This is a genomic window from Myxococcus sp. NMCA1 (assembly GCF_026810205.1).
GTDB lineage: Bacteria > Myxococcota > Myxococcia > Myxococcales > Myxococcaceae > Myxococcus > Myxococcus xanthus_A.
Window position 1 is genome coordinate 3087737 of record NZ_CP113950.1, and the last position, 17778, is coordinate 3105514.

Here is a 17778-nt window from a genome sequence, read left to right on the forward strand (position 1 = left end):
CCACTGAATATGTGTTCCGGTAGGGGGAAACACGTTGGAACCGCTCTGGATGCTGGGGAACGTCCTGGGTTGCGCCCCGCATCCCACATCTGGCGACCCTTCAGGCGGGGAGGCGTCCCTGAAATCTTCGAGCCCCTTCCAGGCCACTCAGAGGGGGCGAAGTCGCGACGCCTGGCCGCCTGCCCCACCCGGACGGAGGATTCGTCTGTGTGACACCTGGGGTTCCTGAAGGAATTTCAGAAGTGTCCTGCGAAAGGACACCCGCATTTCCCGGGCGGGCTCTGGCGTTTCCCTGCGAGGCCAGGGGGTTGCCGCGTGGGAGCGCCCCTCGCCTCTCTGTGGGTGGACCGGGCACCGGGGTTGCAAAGGGCCCCCCGCTGAGCCGTGAGGTGAACCAGGGTGTGTTCCTGGCGTCTCCCGGTGGGGCGGGGAGGACGTTATGCGCAGGGCGTTTGGGCTGGTGGCGTTGGTGGTGGTGATGGTGGCGGGAGGGGCGTGTGAACGGCCCGCCTCTCAAAAGGCAAAGAGCGCCTTCGTCGTCCGGCCAGAGACTGTGGACTTCGGTCCCGCGGCGCTGGGGCATACCAAGACGTTCAAGCTGCGAATCGCCAACGCGGGCCGGGCTTCCTATCGTGTGGAAGGCGCCGTCTCCAGCGTGCCCAACGTCGACATTCCCCCCTTCGAGCCCTTCATCCTGTCCGCGGGTGGCGAGCAGGACATCGAAATCCACTTCCTGCCGCGGGTAGAGGGCGAGATTCAGGGCGTGGTGGAAATCATCACCGACGCGGAGGTCGGCGGACGCGTGCCGGTGTCCGGCCGCGGCGTGAAGGCCTTCATCGAGGTGTCCTCGGAGGCGCTCGACTTCGGCAACGTGGCCATGGGCCTGGTGGAGATGCGCGAGGTGACGGTGCGCAACCCATCGGACGTGGACAGTCCGCTGACGCTGTCGGTGCAGGGCGCGGACGCCGACCAGTTCACCGCCGGGCAGGGCCTGCCCTCCTCGCTGGCTCCGGGCGAGCAGTTGGTGGTGCCTGTCGCCTACGCCCCGCACCGGCTGGGCGCGGCCGAGGCGGCGCTGCACGTGGCGGTGTGCGACGGGTGTGAGCCGGCGGTGGTGCCGCTGACGGGAACGGGCGTGGCGTCCAAGCTGGAGGTGACGCCGCTGCGCGTGGACTTCGGGCGCGTGGCGCTGGGGGCCACGGCGGAGCAGGTCATCACCGTGCGCAACCAGGGCACGCAGCCGTTGAGCTTCTCGGGCTCGCAGCTCGTGGACAGCTCGGAGGGCGTCTTCCGCATCACCAGTGAGCCGGTGGTGGCCAACGGGCAGTTGGCACCGGGCGCGGCGGTGGAGCTGCGCGTGGCCTTCACGCCTGCGGCGGTGGGCAAGGTGCGTGACGGGCGGGTGGAGATTGGCGTGCGCGAGCAGGGCTCCAGCGCGCCGGGCCCCAAGGTGTCGCTGGTGGGAGAGGGCGGCGGCTCGTGCGTGACGGTGCTGCCCCGGCGGCTGGCTTTCGGCACGGTGGCGGAGGGCATGACGGCGACGCGCGACGTCACCGTCTACAACCGTTGCCGTGCGGACGTGAGCGTCACCGACCTCCAACTCGACACGCAGCAGGGCGGCTACTTCACCCTGGCCCAGGCGCCCGCCAGCGTGATGGTGCCCGCGGGGCAGAATGCCCGGGTGAGCGTCACCTTCCGGCCCAAGGCGGGGAACACGGACGCCAGCCAGGGACAGCTCTCCGTCACGGTGCGTGACAGCGGCTCCGCGACCACGGAGGCGGTGGCGCTGGAGGGGCGGAGTCGGGTGTTCGCGCCGTGCCAGTACGTGCTGCCCCAGCAGCTGGACTTCGGCAAGGTGCCGGTGGGCGCGGAGGTGGCGCTGGGGGTGACGCTGCGGAACACGGGCACGGAGGCCTGCTACCTGGCGTCGATGCAGCTCGCCCAGGGTTCGGACGGGGTGTTCTCCGCGTCTCCCATGCGCAACGGCGTGCTGGAGCCGGGCGCGAAGGCGACGCTGGTGGTCCGCTTCAAACCGTCCGAGGAAGGTGGCTTCTCGGGGCTGGCCGAGGCCTGGGTGAACAGCCCCACGCAGGGACACCCGCTGGTGGAGCTGCAGGGCGAGGGCGTCGTGGGATGCTTCGCGGTGCAGCCCACCACGGTGGACTTCGGCGTCACCAAGCTGACGTGCGGCCCGCGCACGCGGGAGCTGGTGGCCGTGAACTCGTGCGTCGGGCCCATCCAGGTGAGCCAGGTGGCGTTCGACGCGGACGCGGGCGAGTTCGCCGTGGATGGTGGCGGCAACGCCCCGTGGACGCTGGCGAGCCAGAGCACGCGCGCGCTGACGGCGACGTATGCCCCGGTGGATGATGGCGCTGACACCGCGGCGTTGCGTTTCACCCTGGCGGATGGCTCCGTCTACACGGTGGGCATGGTGGGACAGGGCGTGACGAAGGCGGAGCAGACGGACCGCTTCTTCCAGGAGTCACAGGCGAAGGTGGACGTGCTCTTCGTGGTCGACAACTCGGGGTCGATGATGGAGGAGCAGCAGAGCCTGGGGCAGAACTTCGCGGCCTTCCTGAGCGCGGCGGACGGCGCCTCGGTGGACTACCGCATCGGCGTCACCACCACGGGCCTGGACCCGTCTCCAGGTGGCTGGTCTGAGTGCCCGGGCGGCTCGCAGGGCGGAGAGAATGGCCGCCTGTTCCCCGTGGACGGCACCCGGCCGCGAATCATCACTCCGGCGACGCCGGACGCCGCGGGCGTCTTCGCCAACAACACCCGCGTGGGTGTCTGCCATTGGAACGAGCAGGGACTGGAGGCCGCCTACCGCGCGCTGGCGGACCCGCTGCTCTACAACGAGGATGACCCGCGCACCGCGCAGCCCAACGACGGCAACGGAGGCTTCCTGCGCGAGGACGCCCGTCTGGCCATCATCTTCGTGTCGGACGAGGAGGACTTCAGCGTGCAGCCGGTGTCCTTCTACGAGACGTACCTGCTGGCGCTGAAGGGCAATGACCGCTCGAAGCTGAGCGTCAATGCCATCGTCGGGCCGTCGGACCTGGCCAGGTGCCCCACGTCCAGCAGCTCGGGCAGCCGCTACATCCAACTGGCGGAGGCCACGGGCGGCGTGGTGGACAGCATCTGCACGCCGAACTGGGCCAGCTCGTTGGAGAAGCTGTCCGACAGCACGTTTGGCGCGAACCGCAAGTTCCCCCTGTCCGAGACGCCGGAAGATCCGGGCAGCATCGTCGTCGATGTGGACGGCGTCCGCGTGACGTCCGGCTGGGTGTACGACGCCCGCGAGAATGCCATCCTCTTCGACCGCCCCACGGCGCCCGAGGCGGGTTCGCTGGTAGAGGTGACGTACCCGCTGGGCTGCGGCTGAACGGGTGTGCGGAGCGTGATGCCGCCGGGCGTCTGTCCTCAGGACGAGGCGTCCGACGGCATCAGCGCGTTGATGGCCGCGTAGTCCATCCGTTTCTGACACAGGGGCTCGGAGCGCCCGTCCGCGAGGAAGGCCGTGGCCAGGGCCGCGGCTTCGCCCAGCAACGTCTGGGGAATGGAGGCGCCGCTGGAGAGTCTGCGGACCCCCACGCGCCGCAGTTCCTGGGCGTTGGGGAGACCGGGGCGGACCATGGCGTTGACGGGAAGGAGCGTGCCCGCAGTGATGGCTTGGAGGCCAGCCGCATCCACCAGTCCGGGCACGAAGAGTCCGTCCGCGCCGGCAGCGCGGTACTGCTCCGCTCGGGCCAGCGTCTCCTGCTGCCGCAGCGGCTCGGGGACCAGCCCTCGCAGATACACATCCGTCCGCACGTTGATGAAGAGCCGGACACCCAGGCGGGTGCTGACCTGCCTCACGCGGGCAATCTTCTCGCACAGCGCCGCGGGCGGGCTGCTTGCGTCCTCGATGTTGATGCCCACGGCACCCGCATCGATGAGGCGGCCAGCGGCGTCCCCCACCTGAGCCGCGTCGTTGGAGTAGCCGCCCTCGAAGTCGACCGTGAGGGGGACGCGGATGACACGGGTGATGGCGCTGACCGTGGCGAGCAGTCGGTCGAGAGGGAGTGCGTCCCCGTCCGGATACCCATGCGCCCAGGCGACGCCCGCGCTCGTGGTGGCAATGGCCTTCGCGCCCAGGCTTTCGATGAGCCGTGCGCTGCCCGCGTCCCAGGCATTGGCCAGGATGAGGAGGTCGGGGCCCTGGTGCAGGGCGTGGAACGTCTCTGCGCGGCGGGTGCTGTCGGTGGTCATGAATGGACTCCTGTGAAGGTGTGCCGGTCGGGAATCACATGAAGTGAAGGTCAGGCCACGGAGCACGATGCATGGCGGCGCTCGTGGTCGAGCAGCCACTGCTTGCGCTCCAGTCCACCGCCGTAGCCCGTCAGTGACGCGTTGGACCCCACCACCCGGTGGCAGGGGACCACCACGCCAATCGGGTTGGCGCCGTTGGCCATGCCCACGGCGCGCACGGCCTTGGGGCGGCCGATTCGCTGGGCCAGTTGGCCGTAGCTCGTGGTGGCGCCCGCGGGGATGTCACGCAGCGCGCGCCAGACTTCTCGCTGGAAGGGCGTACCCGCGGTGGCCACGGGCAGCGAGTCGATGACGCTGACGTCTCCGCGCAGATAGGTCTGCATCGTGGTCGTCCTGCCGAAGGGGTCGCTCGCGGGCTCGAGCACGTAGCCGTTCACGCCGTAATGGAGCCGCAGCAGCCGGAGCATCCGGGGCTCGTACTCCTCCCAGTCGACCGCGCGAAGGCTGCCCGCTTCGTCACAGACGACCAGCATCAAGCCGATGGGCGTGGGGGCGCGGTCCATGAGCAAACGCAGCGGCGGGGGCATCGTCATCTCTCTGTCGCGAGGGGGAGCGGGGAAGGTGGGGTGTGGGCCCGGGCCGGGCGGCATCCGCGGCCCAGAGGTGCTGCGCGGCATAGGCGCGCCAGGGGCTCCAGGCTTCGGAGCGACGAAGCGCTTCATCTGGAGGAGGCCGCACGCCATCCTCGCCCGTGAGTGCACGCAGCAGTGCGACATCCGCCGAAGGGAAGGCATCCGGTTCGCGCACGGCGCGCAGCGCGATGTACTGCGCCGTCCAATCTCCGATGCCGGGGATGCGCTTGAAGCGTTCGACGGTCTCCTCCAGCGTGGCGCGTGGCTGGAACAGCCTCGGGTCCGCTGCGGCCGCCGCGGCCAGGCTCGACAGGGTCCGGGCCCTGGCGGCCGGCATGCCGAGCGAGCTCAAGTCCTCCTGCGCCAGTCTTTCCGGCCGGGGAAAGGTGCGCATCAACCGGGCGTCTCCCGTCGATTCGACACGGGTGGGCTCGCCATACGCCGCGACCAGCCGCGCCCCGAGTCCGCGCGCCGCGGAGACCGTGACTTGCTGTCCCAACACGGCGCGGACCGCGAGCTCGAAGCCGTCCCAGCCTCCCGGTGCTCGCAGTCCTGGCCGCAGGGACACCAGCGGAGCGAGGTGCGGGTCGCGGCACAAGTGTTCCCGGATGACGTCCATGTCCGCGCCCACGTCGAAGACGCGCCGGACCTGTGCCACCACCGAGGGCAGGGCCTGAACCTGGGGGAGGCGGAGCGTCGCGAGCAACCCGTCGCGTCCAGGGGCTCGGAAGACTTCGACGGCGCCTTGACCGCCTGCGGTCGCCACGGTCCGCCGGTAGCGCCCGGCCTCGATGTGCTCCAATCCCGGTAGGGCCCGTGCCTCCAGATGCGCCAGCATCGCTTCCCAGTCATAGGGGGGCTGGTAGGGGATGAAGAGCGTGACACCCGCGGCGGCATCGCCCACCGGGGCTCGGCTCCGGCGGAGCGCGCTGGGAGGCCGTCCATACAGGGCGCGGAACACGTCGTTGAAGCGGCGGACGCTGCGGAACCCCGAGGCCAGTGCCACCTCGGCCATGGGCAGGGTCGTCTCATGCAGGAGCTGCCGGGCGAACAGCACGCGCCGCGTCTGGGCGACGGCCACGGGCGAGGCTCCCAGGTGCTGCTGGAACAACCGCCGCAGCTGCCGGTCGCCCACGCCCAGCCGGCCCGCGAGCTCCTCCACCCCGGCGCCGTCGTCATCCAGGCCGCCCTCGGCGATGAGCGCCAGGGCCCGAGCGACGGTGTTGGAGGTGCCCCGCCAGAAGGCGAGGTCCGGTGATGTCTCCGGGCGGCAGCGCAGGCAGGGTCGGTAGCCCGCCTCCTGGGCCCCGGCGGCGCTCGGATAGAAGGTGCAGTTCTCGAACCGGGGCGTCCGGGCCGGGCAGATGGGCCGGCAATAGATGCGCGTCGTCCGGACGGCGGTGAAGAACCGGCCGTCGAAGCGGGCATCTCGGGTCTGCATCGCGCGGTAGCACGCGCTGGCGTCCAGGCCGTTCATGGGGGGGCAAACTCCCATACCCGATTGCCGCTGTCTGGCCGCTTTCGGACCTCAATGGGCACGGATTGGACGGGGTGCGTCATCCGTCCCGCCCGGGGTTTGGCCGCCCGGAGAGGTTGCGTTCTGTCAGCCATTGGCGACATGAGATGATCTCGACTCGACAGGGCGGTACGGCGCGTGCAGCCTTTCAAGCAAGATGCCGGAACCCCTACTCGTCGCGGCCGTGGGCGACATCCATGGTCGCTTCCACCGTGTGGAGACGTGGCTGGACGCGCTGGAGCAGGCTCGAGGCCGCCGGGTGGACCTGGTGCTGGCGGTGGGCGACGTCGAAGCCTTCCGCCGCGCGGATGACCACCGGCGCAAGGCCGCCAAGCGAGCCATGCCCGCCGAGTTCGCGGAATACGCGGATGGGCTCCGGCAAGTGAAGCGGCCCCTGTACTTCATCGGGGGCAACAACGAGGACTTCGAGGCGCTGCACGACCTCCAGCAGGGCGGCAAGCTGGCGCCGAACGTGACGTACCTGGGCCGAGCCGGGGTTCGCGAACTGTGTGGACTGCGGGTGGCGTACCTGTCGGGCATCCACGCGCCGCGCTTCGTCGACCAGCCGCTGAAGCCACCCTCCACGCCGGACATGGTGAAGCAGGCCGGCTACTTCCGCACGCCAGAGGTCGAACAGGTGGCGGAGCTGCGCGACGTGGACCTGATGCTGGTCCACGAATGGCCGCGAGGCATCGTCCAGCGCGCGCGGGAGGAGAACCCGTCACCGCCAAGGCCGTTGCCCTCCTATTGGATTGGCAATCCCGTGACGCGGCGGCTCGTGGACACGGTGTTGCCGAAGTGGATGCTGTGCGGCCACTCGCACAAGGGCTTCGCGGTGACGCTGGAGGCCCCGGGACGTCCGGCCACCCGCATCGCCTGCCTGGACCAGGCGGCCAGGGCCCAGGAGTCCATCTTCTGGTTGGAGTACGAGGACCGTCAGGCCCTGCGCGCGGGCTGGGGCCTGTCGGGCGCCGTGTCGTGGACCGCCGGCCAGCGCTGGGACATGAACTCGCTGCCTCCGCTGGCCGCGGAGGGAGAGGGCGCCCCCGCGGAGTTCGGCCTGGGAGAAGCGATGCCGGCGCGGAACTAGAAGGTGCCGGAGATGCCCACCATCCGCGCGCTGGCCACGGGCGACATCTGGACCTGCCCTGACTGGATGTTCGGCGTAGCCTCGCCCTTCCGTCCATGAAGCAGCAGGGGCACGGCGACGCCGACCGCCGAGCCGAGCAATGCGCCGGTGGCCACGTCCGTGAGGTAGTGCTTGTCTGCGCCCATGCGCAGCAGGCCCACGGAGGTTGCCACGGGCAGGCCCACCGCCCAGATCCACGCCTGGTGCCTGTAGCCGCGCAGCGCGGCGACGGTGCCCGCGGACACCACCAGCGAGAAGGCGAGGTTGGTGTGCCCGCTGTAGAAGGACAGGTTGTTGTCGCTGGGGTGGTCGGTGAGGCCCTTCTGGTCCTCGGGCAGCACGTGGACGAAGGGGCGCTCGCGGCCGGCGATGAACTTCACCGTCTGGTTCGCCAGGGAGGCGAACACCGCGCTCTGGACGATGATGGTGGCGTCCTGGGCGAAGTAGCGAGTCGGAGCGCCCGAGCCATGGCCCATGGCGTACTGGATGCCGAGCACTCCCGCCGGTAGCGCGCCGAAGCCGATGATGTTGCTCCAGTTGTGGGCCCGTTTGCGGGCGGACGGCGTCGACCCGACGATGCCCCGTCCCCAGCGGTCCAGCCGGTTGAGGCGGTCCGTCCCATCTGGCGCGCGGTCGCACCAGCGGCACTGCGCCGGGGCCAGGTTGTCCTTGAAGAGCGTCTCACTGGAAATCCACAGCACGCCCGCCGCGCCGGTGATGACCCCATCCCGGGTCCAGTCGAAGCGGAGCTCATGGAGCCGCGGCTCGTCCGAGCCGCCTTGCGCGGCGGCGGGGGAGAAGGGGACGACAGCCAGCAGGACGGCAATGGCAAACGCTCGATAAGGGAGGCGCACGGCTGGCAGCATAGGGGCGCAATCCCTTCGGGTTCCAGCGAAGTCCCATGACTTCGTGCGTAGACTCGGCCCGCATGTCTTTGGAGGCGTGCCCCCTCATGCAATTGACTCCCGCGTCGGACCTGCCGCTGCGCGCCCTCTCCACGCTGTTTGCCCGCGCCTTCGAGGGGTATTTCGTCACCGTGCCGGATGCCCCCGGCCCGTTCGACGCACGCGTGCGCAGTGAGCACATCTCGCTGGAGGAAAGCCGCGTCGCGCGCGTGGACGGGGAGCCCGTGGGGCTCGTGTTGATGGCCCGCCGGGGACGGGAGAGCCGCGTGGCGGGAATGGGGGTGGTGCCCGCCTGGCGGAATCGCAAACTGGGCGGTGCCATGCTGCGTCCACTGTTGGAGGACGCGCGAGCGCGGGGCGACACCCGGATGCTGCTGGAGGTCATCGAGCAGAACGCGCCCGCGGTGACGCTCTACGAGCGGCTGGGCTTCCAGCGCGTTCGCCGGCTGGTGGGCTTCATGGGGACGCCCGAGCCCTTGGCGGGTGCCTCCGCGCTGGAGGAAGTGGACCCGTGGGAGTGCGCGCGGCTGCTGCCCGAGGGATTGCCCTGGCAACTGGCTCCCGCGACGGTCATGGGGTTGGCGCTGCCCGCGCGTGCGTTCCGGCTGGGCCCCGCGGTGGCGGTGGTGGCGGATGTGGCGGCGCCCACGCTGGTCGTCCGCTCCGTGGGGGTGGAGCCCTCGGCCCGGGGGCAGGGCGCTGGCCGCGGGCTCCTGGGTGCCCTGGCCGCGCGGTGGCCCGGGAAGGCGCTGGCCGTGAGCGCCGTCGTGCCGGAAGGCCCCCTGGCGCGCTTCTTCCTGGGCGCGGGATTGGGGCCGACTCCGCTCACACAACTCGAGTTGGAGCTGCCACTGGAGGCGCGCTCATGAGCCCCCGAGACTCGTTGTAAAACCGGGAGGCCCGGCGCGGATATCGATGGACTGGCCGGGAATACGCGGACAGCGGCCGGGCAGGCGCGGAAATGACCTGGGCGGCGGGCCTTGAATGGAGCATGAAAGTCACCCGCCCGGTCGTTCTAGAATCCGCCCCGCATGCCCTTCCGCTCTGGCCGCACCCTCCACGTGTTCCCCGACGCCGGCCGGCGTCAGGCCGCGTTGCGGGCCATGGGCGACGCCAGTGGGCTGAGCGTGGGCGCGCACCTGCTGACCTGGGACGAAATGCTGCAAGCGATGGGCGGCGCGCGGGAGCTCAACCGGCGTCCATGCCCGGCGGTGGCGGCGCGAGCGGTGGTGGCCTCCCTGGGATTGGAGCTGGGGCCTACGCCTTTCGGCGACTATGTGCGAGAGCCCGCCTTCGCGCGCGCCGCGCTGGACGTGGTGCTGGACCTGAAGGCCGGGCGCCTGTCCGCTCGTGAGCTTCAGGACGCGGTGGAAATCCTGCCGCAGGAGCGCAGGACCCGGATCCGCGTGATTGCGCGCCTGTACCACCTGTACGAACAGCGGATGGCGGAGCTCTGTCTCGCCGACCGCGAGGATGTGCTGCGCGGTGCACGCGAGGCACTGGGCCGAGGCGCGTGGCCCGTGGGGTTTGAGGGGCTGAGCACGCTCGTGCTGCACGGTGTGTACGACGTGCGGCCCTCGGGGTTGGAGCTGTTGCTCGCGTTGGCGGCGGCGTGTGAGTCCCGTCGGGTGACGTTGCGCGTGGAGACGCCGGTGGGTGGCTCGCCCGCGGCGGACGCGGCGCTGACGGCGCTGTTCCGCGCCTTCGAGAACCGCGGCGATTCCATGACGCACGTGGACCTCTTCAAGGCGGACGTCTCCTTCGAGGGCCGGCCTTTCATCGACCTGGGACGCCACCTCTTCTCGCCTCGGGCGCCGCGCGACGTGTTGAAGGACACGGTGCCGTCCCTGCGCGTGTGGAACGCGGCCACGGCCCGTGACGAGGCGCGTCTGTTGGCTCGGGACGTGCGGCGCCTGCTGGCCGAAGGCGTGGCGCCCGGTGACATCGCGGTGGCGTACCGCGAGCTGGGGCCCGAGGCCGGCTGGCTCGCGGAGTCGCTGGGGGAGCTGGGCGTGCCGGTGCGCCTGCCCTGGGGCGAGCCGCTGGGACTCGCCGGGCCCGTGCGTCTGGCGCTGGACCTGCCGCTGCTGGTGGAGGATGGCTTTCCGGTCGAGCGCATGGCGGACCTGATGGGCAGCCGCTATGCGCCAAAGCTGTCACGCGGTGGACCGGATGCGCCCGCGACGCTCTTTGCCCAGGCCGCCGTGCGCGATGACCGGCTGGGCGCGGTGCGAGGCCGGGGCGCCTACGACGTGCGATTGGACGGGCTGGCCCGGCGGCTGCTCGCGCTCAGCGGTACGCGCAAGGCGCAGGACAGCACCCGAGTCGACGCCGTGAAGCTGCTGCGTGAGCGCTGTCTGCTGTTGGTGGAAGCCTGCCGCCGCATTCCCGAAGAAGGCACCGCCGCGGAGTTGCTCGCGGCGTGGTGGCAGGTGGTGGAGCGGCTGGGCCTCGTGGATTCGGAGGGCGCGTTGGCGCCACGCGAGGAGGGTGGGTTGGGCGCGCGCGCGGCGGATGCGCGGGCTCGGGATGATGCCGCGCGCGAAGCGCTCCGCCTGCGGGTGCAGGGGCTGACGCGGATGATGAAGGCGGTGGGCGGCGGACCGAAGATGCGCCGCCGGACTTTTGGCCGTTGGCTGCGTGACGCGATGGCGGATGCGCACCTTCCTCCGCGCGGGCCCCGTGGTGCCGCCGTCGAGGTGCTCGACGTGGCCGAGTTGCCGGGCCGTTCCTTCCAGCACCTCTTCCTCGCGGGACTGACGGAAGGCCGCTTCCCCGGGCGTGACGCACCGTCTCCGCTATTGGCGGACGCGGAGCGCGCCGCGCTCAACAAACATCTGGGCCGCGACGTCTTCCGGCTCACGGGCGGCGAGTTCGACGAGCGCGCGGCGTGGCGCCTCACCGAGGACCGCCTGCTGTTCGCCAGCGCACTTGCTGCCGCCGAGGCGAGCGTCAGCCTGTCCTTCGCGGTGGAGTCCGCGGGCGGTCAGGAGCAGGTGCCATCGGCGTTCCTGGAAGAGGTGCGCCGGCTCACCGCGCTGAAGTGGGAGCCGCGCTCGCTGTCACCCATTCCGCCGCTGGACGAAGTACTCACCGAGTCCGAGCTGCGGCGCTGCGTGGCGCTGGAAGCCCTGTCCCAGCCCAAGCTGCGCGTCACCGAACCCGATGCGGCGGCCGCGGTGCTTCGGCGCCGCTTCGCACCCGAAGCCTGGTACGCGGGCGCGCGCGAGCTGTCGGAAGTGGAGATGGAGCGCCTGTTTTTCTTCGGCGATCCGCAAGTGCAGCCTGGCCCGTACTCCGGCTCGGTGGACCTCGACACGCAGCGCGAGTCCCTGCGCGAGACGTTCCGTTTCGACATCACCCGGCCGCTCTCCGCGTCGGCGCTGGCGCGCTTCGGCAACTGCGGCTTCCAGGGCTTCCTTTCATATGGCCTGAAGGTGGCCGAGCCGGACGTGCCGGGCGAGGAGTTCGACGCCCGGGGCCGCGGCACCTTCTGGCACAAGGTGGTGGAGGAGGTCTTCGCGGCCCTGAAGGAGAAGCAGCTGTTGGGCAAGGCGCCGGAGGAGGTTCCGGACGAGGTGCTGGACGCCGCGCTCAAGGCCGCCATCAAGGACTTCGAGCGCGTGCACCACGTGGGGCATCCGGAGCTGTGGAAGCTGGCGCATGAGCGGGCCCGAGCGATGGCTCGCCGCATCCTCGTGGACGAGCGGCGCGGTCTGCCCTTCGACGCGATGACGCCGGAGAACTTCGAGTTCCGCTTCGGTCCCGCCGCCCGTGACGACAAGTGGAGCAACGTCGTGCTGCACGCAGGCGAGGAGCCCGTGTACTTCGAGGGAACCATCGACCGGCTCGACAAGTCGGGCGGCGAGGTGGGTGTCATCGACTACAAGTCGGGCCGGCTGGACAAGCGCTCGCTGAAGGAGCGGCTGCTGACGTCGGACTTCCAGCTCCCGCTGTACCTCTACGCGGCGCGCGAGAGCGGCCACACGGAAGCGCGGCAGGCCGCGTGGTTCTCTCTGCGCACGGGCATGGCCATCCGCCTGTCCGAGGTCATCTCCGACGTGGAGCTGGACGAGCTGCTGTCGAAGGACCCCGAGGTCCGCGCGAAGGTGGCGGAGAAGGAAGGCCTCAACCTGCCCAACGCCGTGGAGGCACTGGTGGGCACACTGCGGCAGGGCCAGTTCGCCGCGCGGCCCCAGGACTGCGGGACGTGTGGCTATCGCGCGGTGTGCCGGATTACGGACAGGCGCATCACGGAGGACGGGGGATGAGCGGCGAGCCGTCCCTCTTCGCGTTGGAGCGCAACCTCGCCCTGATGGCGGGCGCCGGCGCGGGCAAGACATACAGCCTGGTCACCATGACGTTGCACCTGCTGGCCGGCGCGCGCGAGGCCGGCGGTGCGGTGCGCCCGTCGCGGCTGTGCATGCTCACGTTCACGGACAAGGCCGCCGCGGAGATGCGCGCCCGCGTTCGCCATCGTCTGGACGGGCTGGCCCAGGGCGACACGCGCCTGGACCAGGAAGTGGAGCTGCGAGCGTCGCTGGCGCGGTTGGACAAGCCGTTCCCGCTGCCGGACGCCTGGCGGCAACTGCGTGAGGAACTGGGCGCGGCCACGGTGGGTACCTTCCACTCGCTGTGCGGCCAGTTGCTGCGGCGCGCGCCGCCCGCGGTGGGAATCGACCCGAACTTCGAGGTGCTGGACTCGCTCGAGGCGACGGGGCTGGTGCAGGACGTCTGCGAGCGCGTGGTGCTGGACGCACTGGAAGCCGGTGACGCGCAGGTCCGGGAGCTGTGTCAGGAGCTGGGCTTCTCCGGCTCGGGTTTCTCTGATGGGCTGGTGGCCGCGTTGGTGGCCGTCTACGGCAAGCTGCGCGAGGAAGGGCTGCGCGCGGAGAAGGCCGCCGTGAGTGACGCCGCCGAAGCGCGCGCGGAGCTGGAGTCGTCGGTCACCCGGTGCCTGGAGCTGTGCGCCGAGGCGCGGGGCCTGGACGCGAAGGGCGAGTGGAGCCGGTTGCTGGGCGGGCTGGAGCGCGCGCTCAACGGCATGACGCCCGAGAACTTCGGGCAGGGCGAGCGCTTCCCGTGGCTGCGCGCGTGCTTCAAGGCGGATGGTCGCAACTTCGCGCGGCTCAGCAAGGGGGCCGCGGGGCCCGTGCGAGAGTTCTACTGGCGCGTCTTCGGCAAGAGCGATGGCTCCGTGCCCCGGTTGGATGATGCCTGGGCCGCGTGGCGCACCGCGCCCTTCGAGGTGACGTTCCGCGAACTGCTGACGCGTGTGGAGACGCGGCACGACACGGAGTTGTCCCGCCGCAACGTGCTGGACTTCACGTCCCTGCTGGTGAAGTCGCGCGACCTGCTCCGCGCGCATCCCGAGTTCCGCCGCCAGGTGCAGGAGCGCATCGGCGCGCTGCTGGTGGACGAGTTCCAGGACACCAACCGCCTCCAGTTGGAGCTGGTGCTGCTGCTGGCGGAGAAGCGCGAGGACGGCCCGCGCGAGCTGCCGCCGGACGCGGACCTGGCGACGGCGCTGCCGCTGGAGCCCGCCTTCCTCTGCGCGGTGGGTGACCGCAAGCAGTCCATTTATGAGTTCCGCGGCGCGGACGTGTCCGTCTTCTCCGTCCTGGCGAGGAAGCTGGTGGACGAGGGCGGCACGCGCGGCTTTCTCCAGCACAACCGCCGCTCCGTGCCCGGGCTGCTGTCGTTCTTCAACCGCACCTTCGCGGGGGTGCTCGTCGCCGCCGATGCCCGGGCGCCTCGGCCCTTCGAGGTCATCTACGTCCCGGAGCAGGACGACCTCGCCGCGGTGAGGCCGTCGCTGTCGGACGCGCCGGTGGTGGAGCGGCTGCAACTGGAGGAAGCGGACACGGCGGCGGACCTGCGCTGGCTGGACGCGGATGCGATTGCCCGGCGGCTGCGGTGCCTACTGGCGCCGGGGGCACCTGCGTCCGTGGCGCGCGAGGATGGCGAAGGTTTGCGTCCCGCACGGGGCGGAGACGTGGCCATGCTCTTCCGGACCTTCACGCACCTGGAGGTGTACCGGCAGGCGCTCATCCGCCACGGTGTCCCGCACCGCGTGCTGCGCGGTCGTGGCTTCTACGGCGCGCAGGAGGTGCTGGACCTGGCCTCGCTGCTCGCGCTGCTGGCGGATGCCGAGGATGCCTTGGCCTTCGCGGCGGTGCTGCGCTCACCCTTGGTGGGGTTGAAGGACGCGTCACTGTTCCTCCTGGCGGGAGACGCGCCCCTGTCCTTGTCGTCGCCCCGGCTGACGAACCCGGAGGTGTTGGCGTCGTTGTCCGAGCGTGAGCGGCAGCGGCTGGAGCGTTTCCTCGCCGCGCTTCCCGGCCTGAGGCGCGAGCGCGACCGGATGGGCGTGCGGGAGCTGTTGGTATCCGCGCTGGACGTGACCGGCTACCGCGAAGCGCTGGCGGGCTCGCCGTATGCGGAGCAAGCCAGCGCCAACGTCGAGAAGCTGCTGGCGCTGGCGTCGCGGCGGGACGAGCGCGGCACGGGCGGCTGCGTGGCCTTCGCGCGCGAGCTGCGGATGCTGGCGGAGAACAACCCCACGGAGGCCCAGGCGGACCTGCTGGACGCGAGCGACCCTCGCGCGGTGCAACTCCTCACCATCCACAGCGCCAAGGGACTGGAGTGGCCGGTGGTGGTGGTGCCCTCGACGGGCGGCCGGAGGCGCAGCACCTCGGGCCGTGCCCACTTCGAGCGCACGCATGGCATCTCCCTGCGGCCGTGGGTTCCGGATTCGCTGGACGACTACACCTCCAGCCGCTTCGACGCGGTGCGCGCGGAGCTGAAGGCGCGCGAGGACGCCGAGTACCGCCGCCTGCTCTACGTCGCGCTCACGCGTGCCAAGGACATGTTGGTGCTGGCGGGCGGCGCGGAGCCACGCGGTGGCAAGGACTCCTGGTGGCATCTCATTGACGGGCGCCTGGAGGTGGACGCGGACCTGCGTGGCCTGGTCGATGATCTGGACGTCGACACGCTCCCGCCACCGGCGGACCCGGAGCCGCCCGGTCCGGATGCCCTGTTGCTCGCCGAGGCGCGCGTCGAAGCCGCGCTGCTGCGGGTGCGAGGCCAGCGTGTCGCGCAAGCGGAGTCACTGGGCGCCGCGGTGGCTTCCGCGGAGGCGTTGCAGGACTTCATCGCCTGTCCGCGCCGCTTCCACTACGTGCACCGGTTGGGGCTGCGCGGTGCGCCGTGGCCCTGGGAAGTGCTGCCTCGTGGCGCGCCGCCCCTGGTGGAGCCTGACGGCTGGCTTCCCGCTGAGCGTCCCGAGGACCTGGTGCAGCGGCTGCTTCGCGGCGTCGACCTCCGATTGGCGGCGCCGGATGTGGACGCTTCCGAGCGGCGGGCCCACCTGGAGACGCTGCTGCGTGACGCGGGCGCGCTTCCGGACGAAGAGGGCATGCATGCAGTGCTGAACACCGTGGAGCGCTTCCTGACGTCGGCGTTCGCACGTGAACTGGCGCGGGCGCCGTCACAGACAATTCACCGGGGCCTGCCCTTCATGCTTGCCCTGGAGGGTGAGGTGGGGGTCGAGGGGGCGGTGGACCTGTTGTGGGAGTCGCCCCACGGGGAGGCCGTGGTGGTGGCCTTCAAACACGGTGGGCGTCATCCACTGGGAGCGGCCGCGTACACCTACGAGCTGGCGGCACTGGGACTGGTGGCCCGGCGGATGGTGCGAGAAGGGGTGCCGGTGCGGGTGGGAGTCGTCTTCCTGCGAGAGCCCCAGCCGGAGCCCGAGTGGCTGTCCGGGACGAGGGGCCTGGAGGAGGCCGCCGGGCGGCTCGCGGGGGCTGCACGGGCAGTGGCACGCGGTGAAGCCAGGGGTGAATGGGATGGGAGGGAGAAGGCAGCCTGCCAAGCCCTGCATTGTGGCTTCGCGGAACACTGTCACCCGGCCCCCCGCGCGTGCTAAGCGGCGAGCACCATGCCGAACGTCGTCGTCATCGGAGCGCAGTGGGGAGATGAGGGGAAGGGCAAGGTCGTTGACCTTCTCACCGAGCACGCCCAGGTCGTCGTCCGCTTCCAGGGCGGCAACAACGCGGGCCACACGCTGGTGGTGGGCGGGCAGAAGACCATTCTCCACCTGATTCCCTCGGGTATCCTCCACCCTGGGAAGACGTGTGTGATTGGCAACGGAGTGGTGGTGGATCCTGCCGTCCTCGTCGGGGAGATTGACGCGCTGAAGGTGCGCGGCTTCCTCAAGGACGACGCGCAGCTCCTCATCTCCGACAATGCCCACGTCATCTTCCCGTGGCACAAGCTGCTGGACAGCTTCCGCGAGAAGGCTCGCGGCGGCAGCGCCATTGGCACCACGGGCCGGGGCATTGGCCCCGCGTACGAGGACAAGGTGGCCCGTCGCGGCATCCGCGTGCGGGACCTGCTCAACGCGGACCGGCTGCGCACGCGCATCGAGGCCCGGCTGCCGGCGGCGCTGGACGAACTGAAGGACCTGTGCGCGCAGGCGGGCGACCCGGTGCCGCAGCTCGAGGCGCCGCAGGTGTTGGCGGAGTTCACCGCCCTGGGCGAGCGGCTCAAGCCCTTCGTCCACGACGCCTCGCTCTACCTGTCCGGTCAGGTGCGCCGCGGCGCCCGCATCCTCTTCGAGGGCGCGCAGGGCACGCTGCTGGACGTGGACCACGGCACCTATCCCTTCGTGACGTCCTCCAACTGCGTGGCGGGCAACGCGGCGGTGGGCTCGGGCCTGGGCCCCACGGCCATCGACAAGGTGATGGGCATCAGCAAGGCCTACACCACGCGCGTGGGCGGCGGTCCGTTCCCCACGGAGCTGAACGACGCCATCGGCGACCAGCTGCGCAAGGTGGGTGACGAGTTCGGCGCCACCACTGGCCGGCCCCGTCGGTGCGGCTGGCTGGATGGCGTGGTGCTGCGCTACGCCTCGCGCGTCAATGGCCTGTGGGGCATGGCGCTCACCAAGCTGGACGTGCTCAGCGGCCTCAAGACGCTGCAGATCTGCACCGCGTACGAACTGGACGGCCAGAAGGTGACGGAGCTGCCCGGCGACTACGAGGACCTGGCGCGCGTCAAGCCCATCTACGAGACGCTCCAGGGCTGGGACGAGCAGATCGCCGGTGTGCGGACCTTCGACGAGCTGCCGGAGAACGCCAAGCGCTACGTGCGCCGCGTGGAAGAGGTCAGCGGCGTCCCCGTGGTGTGCGTCTCCGTGGGCGCCGACCGCGGTGAGACGGTGCTGCTCCAGAACCCGTTCCGGAGCTGAGCGGAGGCGAAGGGCTGGCGTCGCTCGCGGGCGTGCTGACGCGGCCCTGGTTTTTCTGCTACGGCTTCCGGATCGATACCCCGGGAGCCGTC

Annotated in this window: 10 protein-coding genes; 6 read left to right on the top strand and 4 right to left on the bottom strand. The window is 70.7% G+C overall.

Translation table 11 applies throughout. The features are described from left to right. The first annotated feature begins 439 nt into the window (after positions 1 to 439). Entirely contained in the window at positions 440 to 3385 is a 2946-nt protein-coding gene (locus OZ403_RS13340; protein ID WP_268784361.1) for a choice-of-anchor D domain-containing protein, read from the top strand. A gap of 38 nt (positions 3386 to 3423) precedes the next feature. On the opposite strand, the gene OZ403_RS13345 is transcribed toward OZ403_RS13340, so the two are convergent. Genes OZ403_RS13345 through OZ403_RS13355 form a run of 3 tightly spaced genes read right to left on the bottom strand, consistent with a single transcriptional unit; the run spans position 3424 to position 6360 of the window. Continuing rightward, positions 3424 to 4251 carry an isocitrate lyase/PEP mutase family protein gene (locus OZ403_RS13345; RefSeq protein WP_268784362.1) on the bottom strand — a complete coding sequence of 276 codons (828 nt, stop codon included), beginning with the start codon at positions 4249 to 4251 and terminating at the stop codon, positions 3424 to 3426. A gap of 50 nt (positions 4252 to 4301) precedes the next feature. Next, on the bottom strand, positions 4302 to 4814 hold the full coding sequence (ogt, locus tag OZ403_RS13350) for a methylated-DNA--[protein]-cysteine S-methyltransferase (protein WP_268784363.1): 513 nt from the start codon (positions 4812 to 4814) through the stop codon (positions 4302 to 4304). After that, positions 4768 to 6360 carry an AlkA N-terminal domain-containing protein gene (locus OZ403_RS13355; protein ID WP_140790050.1) on the bottom strand — a complete coding sequence of 531 codons (1593 nt, stop codon included), beginning with the start codon at positions 6358 to 6360 and terminating at the stop codon, positions 4768 to 4770. The genes ogt and OZ403_RS13355 overlap by 47 nt, the downstream gene beginning before the upstream one ends. Positions 6361 to 6556: 196 nt before the next feature. Between OZ403_RS13355 and OZ403_RS13360 the strand changes: the two genes are divergently transcribed. Further along, entirely contained in the window at positions 6557 to 7489 is a 933-nt protein-coding gene (locus OZ403_RS13360) for a metallophosphoesterase (protein WP_140790052.1), read from the top strand. Here OZ403_RS13360 and OZ403_RS13365 read toward each other — a convergent pair. Continuing rightward, a complete protein-coding gene (locus OZ403_RS13365; RefSeq protein ID WP_268784364.1) occupies positions 7486 to 8394 on the bottom strand; it encodes a phosphatase PAP2 family protein in 909 nt (302 codons plus the stop codon). The two genes, OZ403_RS13360 and OZ403_RS13365, sit on opposite strands and share 4 nt — an antisense overlap. Before the next feature lie 86 nt (positions 8395 to 8480). Between OZ403_RS13365 and OZ403_RS13370 the strand changes: the two genes are divergently transcribed. The 4 genes from OZ403_RS13370 (at position 8481) to OZ403_RS13385 (ending at position 17686) form a co-directional block, all read left to right on the top strand. Then, on the top strand, positions 8481 to 9302 hold the full coding sequence (locus tag OZ403_RS13370) for a GNAT family N-acetyltransferase (protein WP_268784365.1): 822 nt from the start codon (positions 8481 to 8483) through the stop codon (positions 9300 to 9302). Positions 9303 to 9464: 162 nt separating this feature from the next. Next, positions 9465 to 12704, top strand: coding sequence for a PD-(D/E)XK nuclease family protein (locus OZ403_RS13375; RefSeq protein ID WP_140853960.1), 3240 nt, complete (start codon positions 9465 to 9467; stop codon positions 12702 to 12704). Further along, positions 12701 to 16363, top strand: a complete 3663-nt coding sequence (locus tag OZ403_RS13380; RefSeq protein ID WP_140790060.1) for a UvrD-helicase domain-containing protein — start codon at positions 12701 to 12703, stop codon at positions 16361 to 16363. The genes OZ403_RS13375 and OZ403_RS13380 overlap by 4 nt, the downstream gene beginning before the upstream one ends. A gap of 12 nt (positions 16364 to 16375) precedes the next feature. After that, positions 16376 to 17686, top strand: a complete 1311-nt coding sequence (locus tag OZ403_RS13385; RefSeq protein ID WP_268784366.1) for an adenylosuccinate synthase — start codon at positions 16376 to 16378, stop codon at positions 17684 to 17686. Positions 17687 to 17778: the final 92 nt, after the last annotated feature.